Source organism: Psychrobacter sp. 219-2-C, from assembly GCF_049560815.1.
Taxonomy (GTDB): Bacteria; Pseudomonadota; Gammaproteobacteria; order Pseudomonadales; family Moraxellaceae; genus Psychrobacter; species Psychrobacter faecalis.
The window spans coordinates 790,393-805,714 of the sequence record NZ_CP186933.1 but is presented as its reverse complement, the minus strand read 5'-3'; the positions used below and the strand labels follow the sequence as shown (position 1 = coordinate 805,714).

Annotated in this window: 13 protein-coding genes, 1 tRNA gene and 3 pseudogenes; 6 read left to right on the top strand and 11 right to left on the bottom strand. The window is 42.4% G+C overall.

The genetic code is table 11. The features are described from left to right. Positions 1-60 precede the first annotated feature (60 nt). The 9 genes and pseudogenes from ACPEGP_RS03230 to ACPEGP_RS03190 all read right to left on the bottom strand — a co-directional run bounded on the left by ACPEGP_RS03230 (position 61) and on the right by ACPEGP_RS03190 (position 10,969). On the bottom strand, positions 61-1,773 hold the full coding sequence (locus ACPEGP_RS03230) for a multidrug ABC transporter permease/ATP-binding protein (protein ID WP_423813913.1): 1,713 nt from the start codon (positions 1,771-1,773) through the stop codon (positions 61-63). 153 nt (positions 1,774-1,926) lie between these two features. Beyond that, positions 1,927-4,215 carry a TonB-dependent receptor gene (locus ACPEGP_RS03225; RefSeq protein ID WP_423813912.1) on the bottom strand — a complete coding sequence of 763 codons (2,289 nt, stop codon included), beginning with the start codon at positions 4,213-4,215 and terminating at the stop codon, positions 1,927-1,929. 146 nt (positions 4,216-4,361) lie between these two features. Then, positions 4,362-6,335: a Fe(3+)-hydroxamate ABC transporter permease FhuB gene (fhuB, locus tag ACPEGP_RS03220; RefSeq protein ID WP_423813911.1), complete on the bottom strand. Its 1,974-nt coding sequence runs from the start codon at positions 6,333-6,335 to the stop codon at positions 4,362-4,364. Further along, the gene (locus tag ACPEGP_RS03215; RefSeq protein WP_288727847.1) at positions 6,332-7,297 is read right to left on the bottom strand and encodes an ABC transporter substrate-binding protein; all 966 of its coding nucleotides are present in this window, start codon (positions 7,295-7,297) and stop codon (positions 6,332-6,334) included. Before ACPEGP_RS03215 ends, fhuB begins: the two co-directional genes overlap by 4 nt. Continuing rightward, a complete protein-coding gene (locus tag ACPEGP_RS03210) occupies positions 7,294-8,058 on the bottom strand; it encodes an ABC transporter ATP-binding protein (RefSeq protein ID WP_423813910.1) in 765 nt (254 codons plus the stop codon). The genes ACPEGP_RS03215 and ACPEGP_RS03210 overlap by 4 nt, the downstream gene beginning before the upstream one ends. A gap of 89 nt (positions 8,059-8,147) precedes the next feature. Next, entirely contained in the window at positions 8,148-9,317 is a 1,170-nt protein-coding gene (locus ACPEGP_RS03205) for a siderophore-interacting protein (RefSeq protein ID WP_423813909.1), read from the bottom strand. Between the two features lie 461 nt (positions 9,318-9,778). Beyond that, positions 9,779-10,294 (bottom strand): annotated as a pseudogene (locus ACPEGP_RS03200) (IS3 family transposase); the annotation flags it as partial. Between the two features lie 103 nt (positions 10,295-10,397). After that, positions 10,398-10,568: pseudogene (locus tag ACPEGP_RS03195) on the bottom strand (transposase); the annotation flags it as partial. Between the two features lie 89 nt (positions 10,569-10,657). Beyond that, positions 10,658-10,969: a transposase gene (locus tag ACPEGP_RS03190; protein ID WP_423813908.1), complete on the bottom strand. Its 312-nt coding sequence runs from the start codon at positions 10,967-10,969 to the stop codon at positions 10,658-10,660. A gap of 35 nt (positions 10,970-11,004) precedes the next feature. Between ACPEGP_RS03190 and ACPEGP_RS03185 the strand changes: the two genes are divergently transcribed. The 6 genes and pseudogenes from ACPEGP_RS03185 (at position 11,005) to ACPEGP_RS03160 (ending at position 14,284) form a co-directional block, all read left to right on the top strand. Beyond that, positions 11,005-11,202, top strand: coding sequence for a RusA family crossover junction endodeoxyribonuclease (locus ACPEGP_RS03185; protein WP_145989792.1), 198 nt, complete (start codon positions 11,005-11,007; stop codon positions 11,200-11,202). Between the two features lie 45 nt (positions 11,203-11,247). Beyond that, positions 11,248-11,841, top strand: coding sequence for a hypothetical protein (locus tag ACPEGP_RS03180; protein ID WP_423813907.1), 594 nt, complete (start codon positions 11,248-11,250; stop codon positions 11,839-11,841). Positions 11,842-11,922: 81 nt separating this feature from the next. Continuing rightward, positions 11,923-12,261, top strand: a complete 339-nt coding sequence (locus ACPEGP_RS03175; RefSeq protein ID WP_225211716.1) for a hypothetical protein — start codon at positions 11,923-11,925, stop codon at positions 12,259-12,261. Positions 12,262-12,514: 253 nt separating this feature from the next. After that, a complete protein-coding gene (locus tag ACPEGP_RS03170; RefSeq protein ID WP_180952491.1) occupies positions 12,515-12,682 on the top strand; it encodes a hypothetical protein in 168 nt (55 codons plus the stop codon). A 225-nt stretch (positions 12,683-12,907) separates the two neighbouring features. After that, positions 12,908-13,300, top strand: coding sequence for a hypothetical protein (locus ACPEGP_RS03165; RefSeq protein WP_102076308.1), 393 nt, complete (start codon positions 12,908-12,910; stop codon positions 13,298-13,300). Positions 13,301-13,402: 102 nt separating this feature from the next. Next, positions 13,403-14,284, top strand: a pseudogene (locus tag ACPEGP_RS03160) (IS982 family transposase). A gap of 15 nt (positions 14,285-14,299) precedes the next feature. On the opposite strand, the gene ACPEGP_RS03155 reads toward ACPEGP_RS03160, so the two are convergent. Next, a tRNA-Arg gene (locus tag ACPEGP_RS03155) sits at positions 14,300-14,375 on the bottom strand. Between the two features lie 72 nt (positions 14,376-14,447). After that, on the bottom strand, positions 14,448-15,278 hold the full coding sequence (locus ACPEGP_RS03150) for a hypothetical protein (protein ID WP_423813906.1): 831 nt from the start codon (positions 15,276-15,278) through the stop codon (positions 14,448-14,450). Positions 15,279-15,322: the final 44 nt, after the last annotated feature.

The window sequence follows — 15,322 nt, the reverse complement described above, 5'->3', positions numbered from 1 at the left end:
AATCTTTGGAATTAAGTAGTTTAATGGTATGACTTATCAGCAGTTATTCTAGCTGAGCAATTACTCTAACATAGAAATGGCGTCTGCACTGGCGCGCTGGCGTTCTTCTGCATTTAGCTCTGTCAGCCTTCCTTCTTTCATCATCAGCAAGCGGTCAGCATGCTCAAAATAACCGTCATCATGACTGATAATAAACAGTGTTTTGCCCATGGCTCTTAATTCAGGAATCAGCGTTTGATAAAATACTCGGCGAAAAGCAGGGTCTTGGTCAGCGGCCCATTCATCGAGCAGCAGAAAGTCCTTTTGTTCGGCGACAGCGAGCAGCATGGCCAAGCGTTTGCGTTGTCCTTGTGACAGCTTGTCGGTAGACAGTCGATGGTCAGTTACTGTCACTTTATCTTGCAGGTTCAATTTATGCAGCCACTCAGTTACTAAGGACCTATCAGGGTCATTGTCTTGACTGCCAATGAGTTGTTTAAAAAGATGTTGATCGCTAAAAATGGCAGAAAATAGCTGCCGATAATGGCTATTATTTTCCGAATCAATCGTCTGCTGGTCTACTTTTACAGCGCCTGTCGTAGGCGTAAAAATACCAGTAATGATTTTTGCAAGGGTTGACTTACCGCTGCCATTAGACCCTATCAAAAATACCACTTCGCCGCGCCTCAAGGTGAGATTGACATTTTTTAAAATGTCATCAGTAAGCAACTCATTTTCAGGTACACTTTCTTGTGTATGGTGGTTTATACCTTGATAGCGATAGCTTACATTGTTCAATGAGATGGTCTGCCAATCAATTTTTGCGATATCGGTTAAAAACGCTGGCTGATAATCAGCAAGCGCCAACGTCTGTATTTTATCTAACGCGACTTGCGCCGTTTGTAAAGTGGGATAAGCGCCAACGGCTTGTAGCAGCGGCGATTGCATAAATAGAATGGTTAAAGAAAAAGTAGTGGCAACGCTCATGGGTATATTAAGATAATTTGAGACGGCAAAGACGACGCCAATCGCTGCAAACATCATAATGTTCGACCAATTCACTGCTGATAGGTGAAAGGTATCTGCTTTAATAACACGCTCTTTATAAGACTGGGCATGACTCAAAAACTCATTGGTATACAGTTTTTGCGCGCGGTGCTGATTAAGTGCAAGCTCTTTTCGCCCTTCGATAATAGATTGATAATCTTGATACAAAAGATCATTAATCTCCCTTAATTCCGTTAAATGCTTATAAACGTGCTTCACCAAAATGGTGCTTATCCAAATTGTCATTACAATCCAAACCATGATGATCAGCAATAGTGGCAATGACAACCAACCCAAATATAAAGCGACTCCGCTAGATAAAATTACCCCTTGAACCAACTCTGGCATACGGACAAAGGCGACGGTAATCGATTGGATATCGGTAGACAAGCTGGCGAGTAGTTGGGCGTTTCCTAACTTGTCAATCTGCGGAACGTTGGTATCGATGATTTGTTTGACCAGCTTGGTTCTGAGCTCATACACAAATCTATGACCCAAGCGGGTTAGGGCATATTGTGATAAAAAAGTCGTGACCAATAGCAGAACCACTAACGCTGAAAAATAGCCTAAGCTCTGCCATGATAAGGTATTAAAAACAGGCTGACTGATAAAGGTGTGGTTAATATAAGCAATAATACCCACACTGACCGCCGCATTGACTAAATTCAGTAAGATAACTTTGAGAAAAGGCAGGCGATAATGCGACCAGATCATATGATATAGAGAGGCTGTAGCGCGAGAGGACATAAGGACTCAATAATAAAATGAATTTTGCGTATTTTAAGATAGCACAAAAGGGAGTAGGTGGCGCCTAATCCCTTTTATTTAACTCTGGTAATGACTCTATAACGATAATTTAATCAGTATAGTCGTTTCATTGGCGAAGCTTAGCGTTTAAATTTAAAAGTCAAACGTCGCTGAAACTTTTAAAGCCGTGGGTTCACCGGCACTTAAATAACCAGCATTTGTATAGCCACCGACTGATTGCCAATAATCTTCGCCCGTGACATTGGTTACCATGCCTTTTAAGGTTACATCTTGTCCGGCCAGCACGGTTTTATAGCGAGCTCCAAGATCTAACGTCGTATAACCGTCAACCTTTAAGGTATTGGCATTATCGGCATAACGAGGGCCTGTATGAATGATGTCACCTGTTAAGGTTAATCCTTCGAGTGCCGCAACATCATATTCTAGATTGACATTGCTTTGTAAGGTAGGAAGACCAATGACTTTATTACCATCTAACGCCGCATCACCGGTGTCTTTTTGTTTGGCACTTAAATAACTGACGCCCGCATTTAGGCGCATATTTTCGCTAGGGCTACCAAATACGGTCAGTTCTACGCCTTGGTGACGGTTTTTACCAGCAGATATAAGGGTGTTTGAAGCATCGATATAGTCACGTGCGGCATCAGTGCGATATATCGCCAAACTACTACCAATAAGCCCGTTGTCATACTTCACGCCAATTTCAGTTTGTTCGCTTACATAAGGGTCCAAAGCTTGACCAGCATTAGTAACGGGAGCATTGTTATTTGTCTGCGGGGCTGTTTTTCCTGGTGCTAAGCTTTCAATATAGTTACCGTAGAATGACCAGTCCATGTTCGGTTGATAGACAATACCGATACTTGGTGTCCACTCACTCTTATCATAATGAGCCGTTTCTGCCTGCGTGTTGGCATCATAGCTGGTGGTTTTTATAGTTTGATGACGCACACCCAAGGTGGTTTTCAGTTTGTCATCGAACAGCGATATGGTGTCAGCCAGTGCAAAGCTTTGGAGTTGCTTTTCATTGGTTAATTTTGGATCGTCTAGGTTACCGCCAAACGTAGTTGTACTTGTAAAAGGGACTTCCGTGTAGTCGGTAGGGCGGTAAAAATTGGTCGCTAGCTGATTGCCAAAATCATATGCGAATGCGCCTTTTTCTTCTTGATCATAGAGGTTTGCGGCCAACACCAAGTTATGAGTCACTTCACCGGTTTGTAATTTACCACGTAGACCAAGCTCGGCACTTTGTACCAAATCTTCTCTAGAGTTATCAAAACGATAAATCGTGCCCGCACCATCAGCACTGTTGACGGTTAAGGTGGCTAGTGAGTTTTCTTCCTCGCCACTTCGTATGCCGTAAGCACCATAAGCGGTGAGATTGTCATTAAAATCATATTCACCTCGAATGGTACCAAAGATATCTTTTTCATCTGAGTACGTCCAAGGCTGCGCCCAATTTTTTGAGCCGTCTGGCGCTTTTGGTACACGAGAAACACCGCCAAGATTGACGCTAGGACGAGTCTCTTTAAGTTTGTTGTCTTGCCAGCCCAAATCTGCTGATAATCGGTATTGCTCGCCTTTATAATCTAGACCAAGGGCTGCCAATCCCAATGTTGAAGATTCATCATCGATGGCACTATCGCCATCTTGATAAGCGGCATTAAAGCGCACGCCAAATGCCTCCTTAGTACCAAAACGGTCACTCACGTCGACGGCAACTTTACCTTGGTCACCTTGACCATAACCAAGCGTTAATTGGCGTAGCGGATCATTACTAGCACGTTTTGGTAATAGGTTAATCGTACCACCAGCATTGCCGCCACTAGGCGCTGCACCGTTTAGCATGGCAGAAGCGCCGCGTTGGACTTCAACACGCTCAAATAATTCAGTGGCAATATACTGTCTGGGCAAGATACCGTATAGGCCATTAAACATCGTGTCATCTGATGTGGTGATGAAACCGCGCATAAAGTAAGCTTCTTGGAAGTTACCAAAACCTCTGGCCACGCGTACCGTAGGGTCTTTTTTGAGCAGATCACCCACGCTTTGTGCTTGTTGGTTGGCGATATATTCGTTGGTATACGATGTAGTAGAAAATGGCGTATCCATGATGTCTTGATTGCCCAAAATTCCCACACGGCTTCCAGTCGCCATTTGGCCACCTTCATAAGCATCTGGCAATCCATCCGCTGACGCGTCCGCACTACTGGTCACCACAATCGTATCAAGTACCACACTTGGCACATCTGATTGACTATCGTTATTTATATCGGTTTGTGCCCACGCTGCTTGGCTTGCAGCAAGTAAAACGACTGAAGTAGAAATATGAAAGGTACGCAGTGATTTTACTGAAAATGGGTGACGCGCTCTGTTAGATGCTTTGAGGCAAAATAGAGCAGAATATAGGCGAGACAATTGCATGAATGTTACCAATATGTAAGTTAAATCACTATTATAATGATAAGCATTTTCATTACAATAGTGGCGCGTTATTAATTTTAAAAATTTTTAAAGCCTTAAATAGCGATAATGTTGTCGTGTCGTTATTGAAGTATTAACCATATAGGTTACGCTCTAATACGCCGCATCAAATATAGAAAATAAGCCCCGCCAATAATGGCAGCGATGGTGCCAGCAGGAATCTCATAGGGAAATATGAGATAGCGTCCAACCCAGTCTGCTATGACCATTAAGCCGGCGCCTAAGATAGCGGACAGTTGAATTTGACGTTTGAGCTTCACCGCGCCTAATGTGCTGGCAAGGTGAGGAATCATCAGACCCACAAAACTGAGCGGACCCACTGCCAACGTTGATATCGTACTCAGTAATGCTACAAGAATGAGTATCAAGCTTTGATACAATCTCAAAGATACCCCAAGCTCACGGGCAATCCCGCTACCTAGGCTCAATATTTCTAATGGTTTGATCACCATAAAGCTTAATAGGAAAAGTATAAAAGCCAACCCTACTAAAATCCATGCCGTTTCTGGACTGGCAAGGTACGTAGAACCTGATAGCCAACTTAACACCGCTTGTAACCGTTGATCGCCAGATATTTTTACCAGACTTAATAAACCGCCCATCAATGCGGCAATGGCCACACCAACTAATAATAAATAAGCTGGATTGATTCGACGGGCAAGCCATAAGATCAAACTAAGGACGATAAAAGCGCCCAACAATCCTGATAATATAATACCTGTATAGCCAAAACTGGGTAGGAAAACAAAGGCCAATACCACGCCTATTGCTGAGCCTGAGCTAATACCGAGTACTTCAGGGCTAGCCATAGGATTGCGAGTCAAGGTTTGTAGCAGCACGCCAGCAGTGGCTAGCATTACGCCAGTGGCGGCTGCGCTTAACGTGCGAGGCAATCTAAAGTCAATAATTAAATGTCTTAGCGTACTAAGCTGCCAGCCATTTGAAGTCGCCGTAAAGATAAGTACGCCTATGATCAACAGTATTAAGGCGATTCCCCAACCTATTAAATGAGTGTCACGGCGTTCTGAAATCAAGGTTGGAATAACCTCATCGGTATGTTGACGACTTTGGCTCACAATTAACCATATCACCAATGGCGCACCAAGAATGGCCGTCATTGCATCAGCGGGGATATTTAGGCTTAAATAATGTTGTAACAGCGTCGTAGCATTACTGGTGATCCATAACAACAGCGCCCCAAACACATAACCCAAAAGCAGGCGGTAACCAATACGCCGTACCGAAAACACATTCACCAGTGTGGCAGCCCCTAAGCCAATAAAACCAATAGGGCCCACGCGACTGACGACAAGGGCGGTCAGTAGTGCCACCAATCCCACCACCAATACACGAATGAGGTTGATAGGAACGCCCAAACTTTTGGCTTGCCTATCATCTAAGCTCATTATTTCTAATGGCTTTAATAAGGGCATTAAGCTAATAAAGGCGACCACACTAGCGATGAGTAATATGACAGATACTTGCCAGTTATTCTGCGTGAGACTACCCGCCGCCCAAACCATAACGTTTAAGGTTTCTTCAGCATAATAAATCAATAATAAAGCAGTAATAGCACCCAATAAAATATTAGTTACCAGTCCGCCAAGCACCAATACCAGAGGATTCATGCGGCTAGGCGCAGCTAGAAGAAAAACAATCGCCATACTGCCAAGCGCGCCCATAAAAGCGACCCAAAAACTTCCCCCCAATGCTAAAGTAGGCAGGAATAACGTGACAATGAGCAGCGCCATATTTGCACCGCTACCGACTGCTAGTGTCGTGTCTGAGGCCAATGTGTTTTTTACCAGCTGTTGTAATAACACACTGACCAATCCTAAAAGACCACCAGCGGTCAATGCTACCAACATAGTCGGTAGGATTTGTAGCTGGATACTCATGTCCGAAAGTGATAGGTCAAAAGAGGGGGTGAACAATTCTAAAAAAGTGAGAGACCATAGCTGATGTACGACTGCATAACCGCTCACTACTGCTAGCAGCATTAAGAAAACGACCATCATATAAATACGGTTAGCAGACAAAAAATTATTTTTATTCATCATAAATCGGTATTGCCTACAAAAGTGACATTCGTTAAGCGATCGGCCAAGACATTCATAGAAGCCACGCCACTATTGTTCCATGTCGCAGGCAGTAAGGTGATACAACGGCCTTTTTTGCTAGATGCATGCTCTTGATCAAAGGAATAACCCAAGCGCTGCCACACTAAGCTGTCTTCTAATTCAAGTTTGAGAAGGTCACTAAGAGGTTCAACGACCACAAGGCAAGTATCGTCATCAAGCTGCGCTAAGTCTCCTAGCATAATGGGCGTAAACCCCCATTGATTGCCATCTGCCAATGCCACTAGCTGTAGTCCCATCGTCTCTAAAGCAGGTTGAAACAAGCTATTATACGAAAACATACGCAAATTATTGGTGTCGGCAAATTGCACCACAGCCAATTTTTTGACATGAGGATAACGCGCATGAAAAGTCTGTCCCGCTTGTAAGATTTGTTTCTTACTGGTGTCTAAATAATCTTGCGCGGCTTGCGGTTTATTGATAGATCGGCCCAATTCTAACGTTGGTTCTATAAAGTCCTCCCACTTTGCAATTTTGTTAGGACTGGTCAATTCAATAGAGTGGATAGGCAAATCGCCGTACATAGGACGCAGGTGCGCATAAAAATCGTTGTCTATGACCAAATCCAAATCTAACTGAGAGAACATTTCAGGGTTGGGCTGATAGCGTGTTCCTACGTCGAGAGTCGTATCAGGTATAAGAGGCTTACCGACCCATTCTCTATAGAAAGGTTTATCACCCATAGCAACTGGTGGGTATCCCATGGCAGTCAGCGTCGCCGCAATACCCCAATCAGGCGTCATGACTTTAGGTGTTTTTTGACTTTCTTGAGGCGACATTGCTTGTGGCGCTTGTGATGTAGCGTCAGACGACTGGCAACTGCTTAACAATAAACTTGAGCATAATGCCACACATAGCCCGAACGAAAAGGTGAGCGCTTTCATATAACTGCGACTTTATGAGTAGTGGTAGGATGGGTTAGTAGGGTAAAATCGACACCAAATATCGAGCGCAGTACATCCTTTTCCATCGTGCGTTTTACATCACTCATATGGCACAACTTGCCTTGTTTTAAAGCGATAAATTCATCACAAAACCTTGCTGCTAGATTTAGGTCGTGCAGGATAATCACAACACCTAAGCCTTGCTCATCGACCAATTGACGAATCAGTTTTAACACTTCTATTTGATAGACCACATCCAGCGCCGCTAGTGGCTCATCCAATAGCAGATACTTTGTTTGCTGGGCAAGGCACATCGCCAGCCAGACGCGCGCACGCTCACCACCTGACAACGTTGATACTTGGCGGTTTCTAAAGGCGTCAACTTGAGTGAGGGCGATGGCTTTTTCTACTTGTTGATGATCGTTGGCAGTCGGCTTTTGCAGCCATTTTTGATGAGGGTATCTGCCCAACATCACAAGCTCATAGACTGTAAAAGCACCCGCATCAGGTAGATTTTGCGGTAAGTAGGCAAGATGCGTGGCCAGTCTTTTAGCAGAAAAACTTCGCAAATCTGTATTTTCTATCTCAATGCCACCTTGCGTGGGTGTCATCTCTCCTGCCATGGCTTTTATAAGGCTAGATTTACCAGAACCATTATGCCCAATGAGGGCATACAGTTTATTTGGTTCGATAATAAAAGAAGTCGGGTGAAGCAAAACTTTTTTTTGACGAATTAGGCTTAAATTATTGATGTGCATCATAGTGAGCAGTCGAAAGTAAATGGGGCATTTTAAAGAAAAGTAGCTGGTTAATGCAAATGATTTTCATTTTATTTATGGAATTGAAGCAGTTATTGAGCGCGCCAATAGACTTTTATGACCATATCTTGACGAGATAAACCAAGGGTGGATTTTAATCGTTGTCTTAATGACTTGATGTCCGTCGCTTCAAGCGCGCCCCATACTTTGCCAATCTTAAGAGGCAATGTCGTTAATCTTGCATGTAATAAGCTCATGATTTGTTCAGAGAGATCGATTGTCGGCGTTTTAATGATATGAAGTAGATTGTCTTGTAGAAAGCGCTCATCATGACCTAAGTGCTGACAGAGATTGAGAGTGTGTAAATAACTGATGTCTTCTGGATCTTCGGTGATAGTAATGACAAGGGGCGGCAACGGATTTTGCCAGTTTTCTAATAGATTGGCGACGGTAGGTAGAGAGGTTTCATCGCAAATTAATAAGCATTGTCCCTCACTGAGGTGTTCTATTTTTTCTGGATAATCGCGCACCGTTTTTATTGGCATGCCGCAGACGAGAGAGCGTACCCAATTGCCACCTGGCGTGTTGCCATGGATATAAACATCTATCCAAGCTTGAACAGACGAGCGGATTGGATCTCGCCATGCTTTTCGCAGGGTGTAGTAGCGCTGTAAAGGTTTATCGTTATTTTCTGACTCACCATTTATGGTAGATAAAACTTCAGCATTTAACTCAAATAAATACGCGTAGCCGGGATGATTGAGTGGGATATTATCGGGTGCTGTGACCACCAGTCGATACATATTAGGGCTGATATAATAACCATCAATCACGCTAAAGTACTGTTCTTGAAGCTTGATCGTACGCTTACCAAGCTTAGTAGCGGATGCCTGCAATAATGCTATATATTGCTCATGTAGTGTCTCAGCGTTACTAATAGGCACAAAAAAGTTGATAAAGTATTGATGATTAACACTAGAAAGGTTTTCAGCGAGGCTGTTATCTGTGGAACTGCCATCTTTTAACGTATTAGAGTTATTTTGATACCGATTCATCGTCATAACATCTAGCAAAAGGCCGTCGGGATACAGCTCTTTTATCGATACTATATCGTACTCGCCGACTGAAGCAGGGGTAAAGGCATTGATAAACATCGCAAGTTCATCTTGATGCTCTTCATTAAGATGATGAATAAACATGGCTTTATCAGCAAAGGCTAATGGAGTTTTATCGATGTCGTAACGAGTAAGCGTTTCAGCCATAAAGGGTCATCCAAGCCAAAAAATCATATAACGGTTAATTCATATAACCGTCAAGTAAATGGCATCTGAAAATATAAGGTAGCGGAGAATAGAGATAAAAATAACAAAGGTTTAATCAATAAGTATTGCGAGTCAAGCAAGGCGATAGAATTAGTAATCGATGATATGAATTAAAAACACCTAAGCGTTATTGATAACCATTAACATCTAGATTATTATTACGTTAATAAGGCTGACTGTCAATGTATTTATAAATAGGAAGTTGTGATTTTATTTGTAATGGATAAAGTTTATGCTAAAAAGTAGAAGGATTCCTCATCCTACTCATCAGTTATTAAGCCATTGCATTTCAACACTTTATAAGCTGAGCTATGATGAAGAAACCGTAGAGATAAACTTGGTAAACTAAGCGTATTAACAGGAGTTTACTATGACCAAGAAAGTAAGAATGTAGTGGTCAACTAATTTAGGACATCTGATAAGAGGTTTTGGTTAAAGTAGCGTTTCTCTTTTTCTAGCGGTGTTAAATAATCATTAAAACTGTGCGGTCTCACGATTTGATAGTAGCCCCAGATATAATCAATAATGGCGCTTTTAGCTTCAGTAATATCTTCATAGCCGCCCTTGGGCATCCATTCTGTTTTAAAGCTTCTAAAGAATCGTTCGGTTGGGGCATTATCCCAACAGTTTCCGCGACGGCTCATACTTTGCGTCATGCCCTCACAACTGGCAACGGATTCAGCAAATGTCTTACTGGTGGAATGGGTTCCCTGATCGGAATGAAACAGCACGCCACTGGGTTTGAGCCTAGTGTGATACGCCATCTGTAGGGCTTTAGCGGTCAGCACGCTATCAGGGGAACCTGATACAGCAAAGCCCACCACACGCCGAGCATATAAATCTAAAACAACGGCTAGGTAGCACCAGCCACCCTTGATACGAATGTAAGTCACATCCCCCGTCCAGACTTGGATTGGGCGCTGTTGGGCTAAAGTTGCGAGCTAGGATATTGTCATGCGTTTTATGCGCCTCGTCAGCGTGCTTGTATTTGTGCGTCTTCAATTGACAGCTTTTAAGCCTCATCTGCGCCATAAGTTTACCTACCATATATCGTGATAGCTTGATGTTGTGTTCATTCATTATTATGGCGGCAATGCTGCGAGCGCCTGCTGAGCGCTTTGAGTCGTTAAATATTTGACGAATTAATACCTTGTGCTTGACGGTTTCAAGACTGATGGGCTTGGGCTGCATGCCATAGTAGTAACTGCTTTTTATCACGCCAAACAGTTTGCACAGAAGACTTTTATTAACATGCTTGTCTTGCTCTGCAAGCTGACTGATTAGCGATAGCCGTTCAGGCTGTCCAAGGCTAGCAGAGCGGAAGCCTTTTTTAAGATGTCACGCTCCATAGTCAGCCGCTTAACTTGTTTGCGCAATTCTTGAAGCTCGCGCTGCTCATCCGTTAAGGCGTTGCCGACTTTAGGTACTTGGCCAGTCATTTCTTGACGGTACTGACTCAGCCATTTCTGTAGAGTGGATTTACCTATTCCTAAAGAATTGGCCACGTCAGGTATTTTACGTTTGTGGTCAACAACTAAGCTGATGGCTTCTAATTTGAATTCTCGGGTATATTGGTTGCGTTTGGTGGTCATACTATTTTCCTTCTTTGGGTTAGTATAAACCTCTTATGCGCTGTCCAAGTTTATTATGCCACTACAATAATCGCAATAAGCTGATACTGGACGCCTTGGAAGAAGCTCAGTTTATAAAAAATGATAGCCAGGTCGATGAGATACACACGTACCGAGGCAAAGAGATCGTCCCCGGTGGCCGTGTTGATATCGTCTTATGTGAGATTGATGACAGACGACAGTTGGCGAAATAACGCGGTATAAAAAAGTATATTGATTAATTAAATTGAGGACTCAAAATGACCAACTTACTAGCTAAAAGATTCGGCACCAGTCCACGCTTAGAATTACTCAGCGGTGAATGGTTAAAGCAGGGCATGGGTGCCAAGACCGTTAAGTTTGATATTGGCCAAGGTGGATTGCCTCCTGAAGTGAACTGGGAGGATAAGACAGCTGCTATTGCATTGATTGAGAGTCGTCACGCTAAAGCGCTGGCGTCTTTGTTGGTATGGGGTGATAACGAATTATGGGACTGGTCAGAGTGCTTTGATATGGTCGTAGAGTATCTTGCGCTTAAGATGTTCGATAGATGCGTCGTAGATGGCCGTGAAGCACCTAGGGGCGGTAAGCAAACCTTAAAGGAGTTATCGTCGCTTGTAGCACGTATGACATTGCATTTTGAGCTATATGATTTGTGGACTATCTACACGGTTGAAGGACGATTGTTGTTTAGTGGGATAAAAATGAATGACAGAACTTACAGTAATTATTTCTTATGCTACCAACGCCAGATGCTAAATGACCTAGAAGAGTTGGTCCACTGTATTAATAATGATATTGCCAAGTATAGATCTAACCTAGCAATAAGCTGTGAGCTGGTTGAAAGCATGTAATTATGATGATGTCATTAGTCTGTCACATTAAGAATCTAGTATAGCGTCATACAAATTCTTGATTAGAAAATAGCAGGTAAGATGATGTTAGATATAAAACAGGAAAAAGACATACAAGTTAGCCCACAAAGTTTTGATGCCATTATGATGTTAGCAATCACTACGGTCGCAGATGATATTGGTGATGCTCCTACCATTGACACGCCATTATTTGATGAAGCTCGAGAGGCTTATTGCGCTGAGCTTTTACAAAGTATTGTTGAATGGCAAAAACAGAACAGCGAAGATCTTTTGTTTGACTCGAATGCTACTCAAAATTACACCTATGCTAAGCGAGAGGCATTAATAAAGGTTGCAGAGGTAAAGCTTTTTAATGCTTTGCACGAAGGAGACTCTATTAGTGAAGAAATGATGATGTAGGGTACTAATCCACTTAATAAAATTTAAAAAATAAAGCAAGGAAGAGCAGGCTTGTCTAGGTATTATTATATGACTTGACCCATGCCGCACTGTAGTGTTATATTTTCTACAATGGCAGTAATTGTAAATTGATTTAAATATGAATGTCTTGAACGAAAGATAACTCTCCGGTTCTTTCGTTTTTTTATTGCCTACGTTTTTGTACCCGATATGTGATTTTCCATATCGGGCTTTTTTATGTCTACGATTTAGCATGGAAGCTGATATGTGCGATCTAACCAACCAAGAGGCCTATGATTATTATCAAGAGGTAACCGAGTCGTGCGACAAAGATTATTGGCTGCAGTTTCTTAAGGACCGAGCAAATAGAGGCGTGGAAGGTGCTCAAGGTTTTGTAGATAAGATTGAGTTTTGTAATTAATTACGGGCCCATAGCGCAGATGGTAGCGCAATACACTGGGGGTGTAGTGGTCAGAGGACAGGACTCATAATTCTAACGTCACAGGTTCAAATCCTGCCGTCTTCATTATGTTAAATTAATCAGTTTTCCTTCCTTGAATGGTTTGGGCGGTTTTTTATAAGTTATATAGCTACACCCGATAATATGTTGTTATAATTTACTTTTGTTTGTATTTGAGAGAACGAAGTGAACTATAAAAAAGTTAGCATTGGTATAATTGGGGTTTTAGTTTTATTTTTTGTTTGGTCTTATTCAAGCAGTCTGAAATCAGCCGAAGAATCAAACGAGATTGCATTAGATGATGCTTACGCTGCTATCGAAGAATATAAGTTGATTATAGAAAATAGCAAAGCTGAAATCGAAAATCTTCAAAGTGAAATGTACAATGCTCATCAGACAGCTGACAATATTAGTGGAATGTATTATCAATTCAGCTTTATTCAATCACAATCAGAACTTGACGATTTAGCGTCTGACTTAGATAGTGAGGCTAGCCAATTGAAGTCTCAACTTAATGATGTGGACAGTTCAATACAAAATCTTGAAAGCCAGCTAGATGCAAGCGAATATTCTTACTGATAGATAGTAATATACCCCACTCTCAACTTCGAAAGTGATTGAAAAAAGAAGAGCACCTCACTAATCTATTGTTTTCGACCAAGAATACAATGGAGTTGTGAGATGCCCATAGACGAATTTATCATCAATATCTATTTAATGGTAGAGCAATATTACAAAATAGTCGTCACCAAACCCTTGCGAAGTGCAGGTTACGCGCCAAAGCTAAGTGATCCTGAGATCATTTGCATGGAGATGGTCGGTGAATTTTTACACCTAGATCAAGACAAACAGATTTGGCAATACTTTACCCAGCATTGGCAAGACTGGTTTCTAGCCATCGGCTCATACCCTAACTTCGCAAAGCACTGCGCTAATCTGTGGCAAGTCAAACAGCAGATACAAGATAAAGTCAGTCAAATTTAAGGCCGTGACAACATTCATTTTATGGATGGCTTTCCGATACCCGTCTGTCATTATGGACGCGCTTATCGGCATAAAAACTATCAAGACTTAGCGCCTTTTAGCTACTGTGCGGCTAAGCAAGAGAGATACTATGGCTTTGAGGGACATTTGCTTGTTAACTTATCGGGCATGATTAAAGGCTTTACCTTTGCTCCTGCCAATGTTGATGAAAGAGCGGTTGCCCCAGAAATCACCACTCATATTCATGGGCTACTTGGCGCTGATAAAGGGTATATCAGCCCTAGTCTGACATCGTACTACGATGCTCAAGGAGTGGATTTACAAACGCCACTCAGAGCTAATATGAAAGAAGATAGACCCAAACCTGTGGTAAGGCGGCTAATGAAAGCCCGCCGTATCGTTGAAACAGTCATTGGTCAGCTATCAGAACGATTTAATATACAAAGGGTACGAGCAAGAGATTTATGGCATTTGTCTCATCGATTGATTCGTAAGATTCTTTCACACAATCTGTGCTTTGTACTCAACAAAAAACTTGGTAATCCGCCTCTTCAGTTTGAATTGCTTATTTCAAGTTGAGAGTGGGGTAATGATTGGTGCGCCCACAGGGACTCGAACCCCGATCGATCGCTTAGGAGGCAACTGCTCTATCCTGTTGAGCTATAGGCGCGTGGTGGAGTGCTATTGTAAAAAAAAGGTCTGACAAAAGCAATGCGTAATCATCAGGCAGCGGGCCTTAGACTTATTTACCATTGCTAAGCGCGTCGGATACATCTACCGAAAGCTCGCCGGTTGCTTGTTTGGCGCGTGAACTTGGTTGAAATAAATTATCCATATCATTCTTATAACCGTCGATATTGGTATAATCATGCTGGCTTAGGATATCTTGTCCGGTACTTGAGAGCAAAAAGTTTCTAAAATTAATCGCCGCAGAGTTTTGCGTTAATACCACGCCATCTACCGCTTGCTCGCCTTGCAGGGCATAGCCAAAAGAACTCAGGCTACGGGTATTGGTATTATCGCTTTTGGCCTGAGCGTCCACTTCTGCATTAGTTTCATCTACGCCGTCTTCTGCTGTTTTATCTTGGCCGCTACTATCATTCAATTTGTTTTGGTTGTATTTGTCTTGAGCGGTTTTTAATTGTTCTTGCAAAGGCGCTAGGCGCTCTTTTGACAGTTTGCCATTCGCAATGATTAAATCGGTATCTATGAGAAAAGACGCACGCTCATCGTCAGTGCGATGACTGTCAGCAAAATCATTATCGGATAACGTTAAAAGGGCAGCCGAAGACACATAATTTGTCAATATTTGCATATTTGGGTAGCGTGCTTGAAAGCTTGCAATCACCGCATCTAAAGGTGCTTGCAGCCCATCTTCTGCTTGGATGTGCAAGGTGCTTTTCGCAATGGTATTTTCGTCATTATCCGCAGACGATGTATCATTGTTATTTGCCATAATTGGCAGAGGATCCATGTTTTTGCGGTTACTGGTCCATAACCAAGTAAAGATGGCGATAAAAATGATCAGCAGCAGTAAAATAAGCCCCGCTAATAGCAGCTTGTAATCTCTCATAAGTTACCGCTCTTTTCTTTGGTTAATGTGGTGAGTGATGGAAT

Bases quoted from the DNA above. Each gene is read 5' to 3' on its own strand.
- ACPEGP_RS03230 (WP_423813913.1), bottom strand. From the start codon at position 1,773: ATGTCCTCTCGCGCTACAGCCTCTCTATATCATATGATCTGGTCGCAT.
- ACPEGP_RS03225 (WP_423813912.1), bottom strand. From the start codon at position 4,215: ATGCAATTGTCTCGCCTATATTCTGCTCTATTTTGCCTCAAAGCATCT.
- fhuB (WP_423813911.1), bottom strand. From the start codon at position 6,335: ATGATGAATAAAAATAATTTTTTGTCTGCTAACCGTATTTATATGATG.
- ACPEGP_RS03215 (WP_288727847.1), bottom strand. From the start codon at position 7,297: ATGAAAGCGCTCACCTTTTCGTTCGGGCTATGTGTGGCATTATGCTCA.
- ACPEGP_RS03210 (WP_423813910.1), bottom strand. From the start codon at position 8,058: ATGATGCACATCAATAATTTAAGCCTAATTCGTCAAAAAAAAGTTTTG.
- ACPEGP_RS03205 (WP_423813909.1), bottom strand. From the start codon at position 9,317: ATGGCTGAAACGCTTACTCGTTACGACATCGATAAAACTCCATTAGCC.
- ACPEGP_RS03190 (WP_423813908.1), bottom strand. From the start codon at position 10,969: ATGACCACCAAACGCAACCAATATACCCGAGAATTCAAATTAGAAGCC.
- ACPEGP_RS03185 (WP_145989792.1), top strand. From the start codon at position 11,005: ATGCGCTGTCCAAGTTTATTATGCCACTACAATAATCGCAATAAGCTG.
- ACPEGP_RS03180 (WP_423813907.1), top strand. From the start codon at position 11,248: ATGACCAACTTACTAGCTAAAAGATTCGGCACCAGTCCACGCTTAGAA.
- ACPEGP_RS03175 (WP_225211716.1), top strand. From the start codon at position 11,923: ATGATGTTAGATATAAAACAGGAAAAAGACATACAAGTTAGCCCACAA.
- ACPEGP_RS03170 (WP_180952491.1), top strand. From the start codon at position 12,515: ATGGAAGCTGATATGTGCGATCTAACCAACCAAGAGGCCTATGATTAT.
- ACPEGP_RS03150 (WP_423813906.1), bottom strand. From the start codon at position 15,278: ATGAGAGATTACAAGCTGCTATTAGCGGGGCTTATTTTACTGCTGCTG.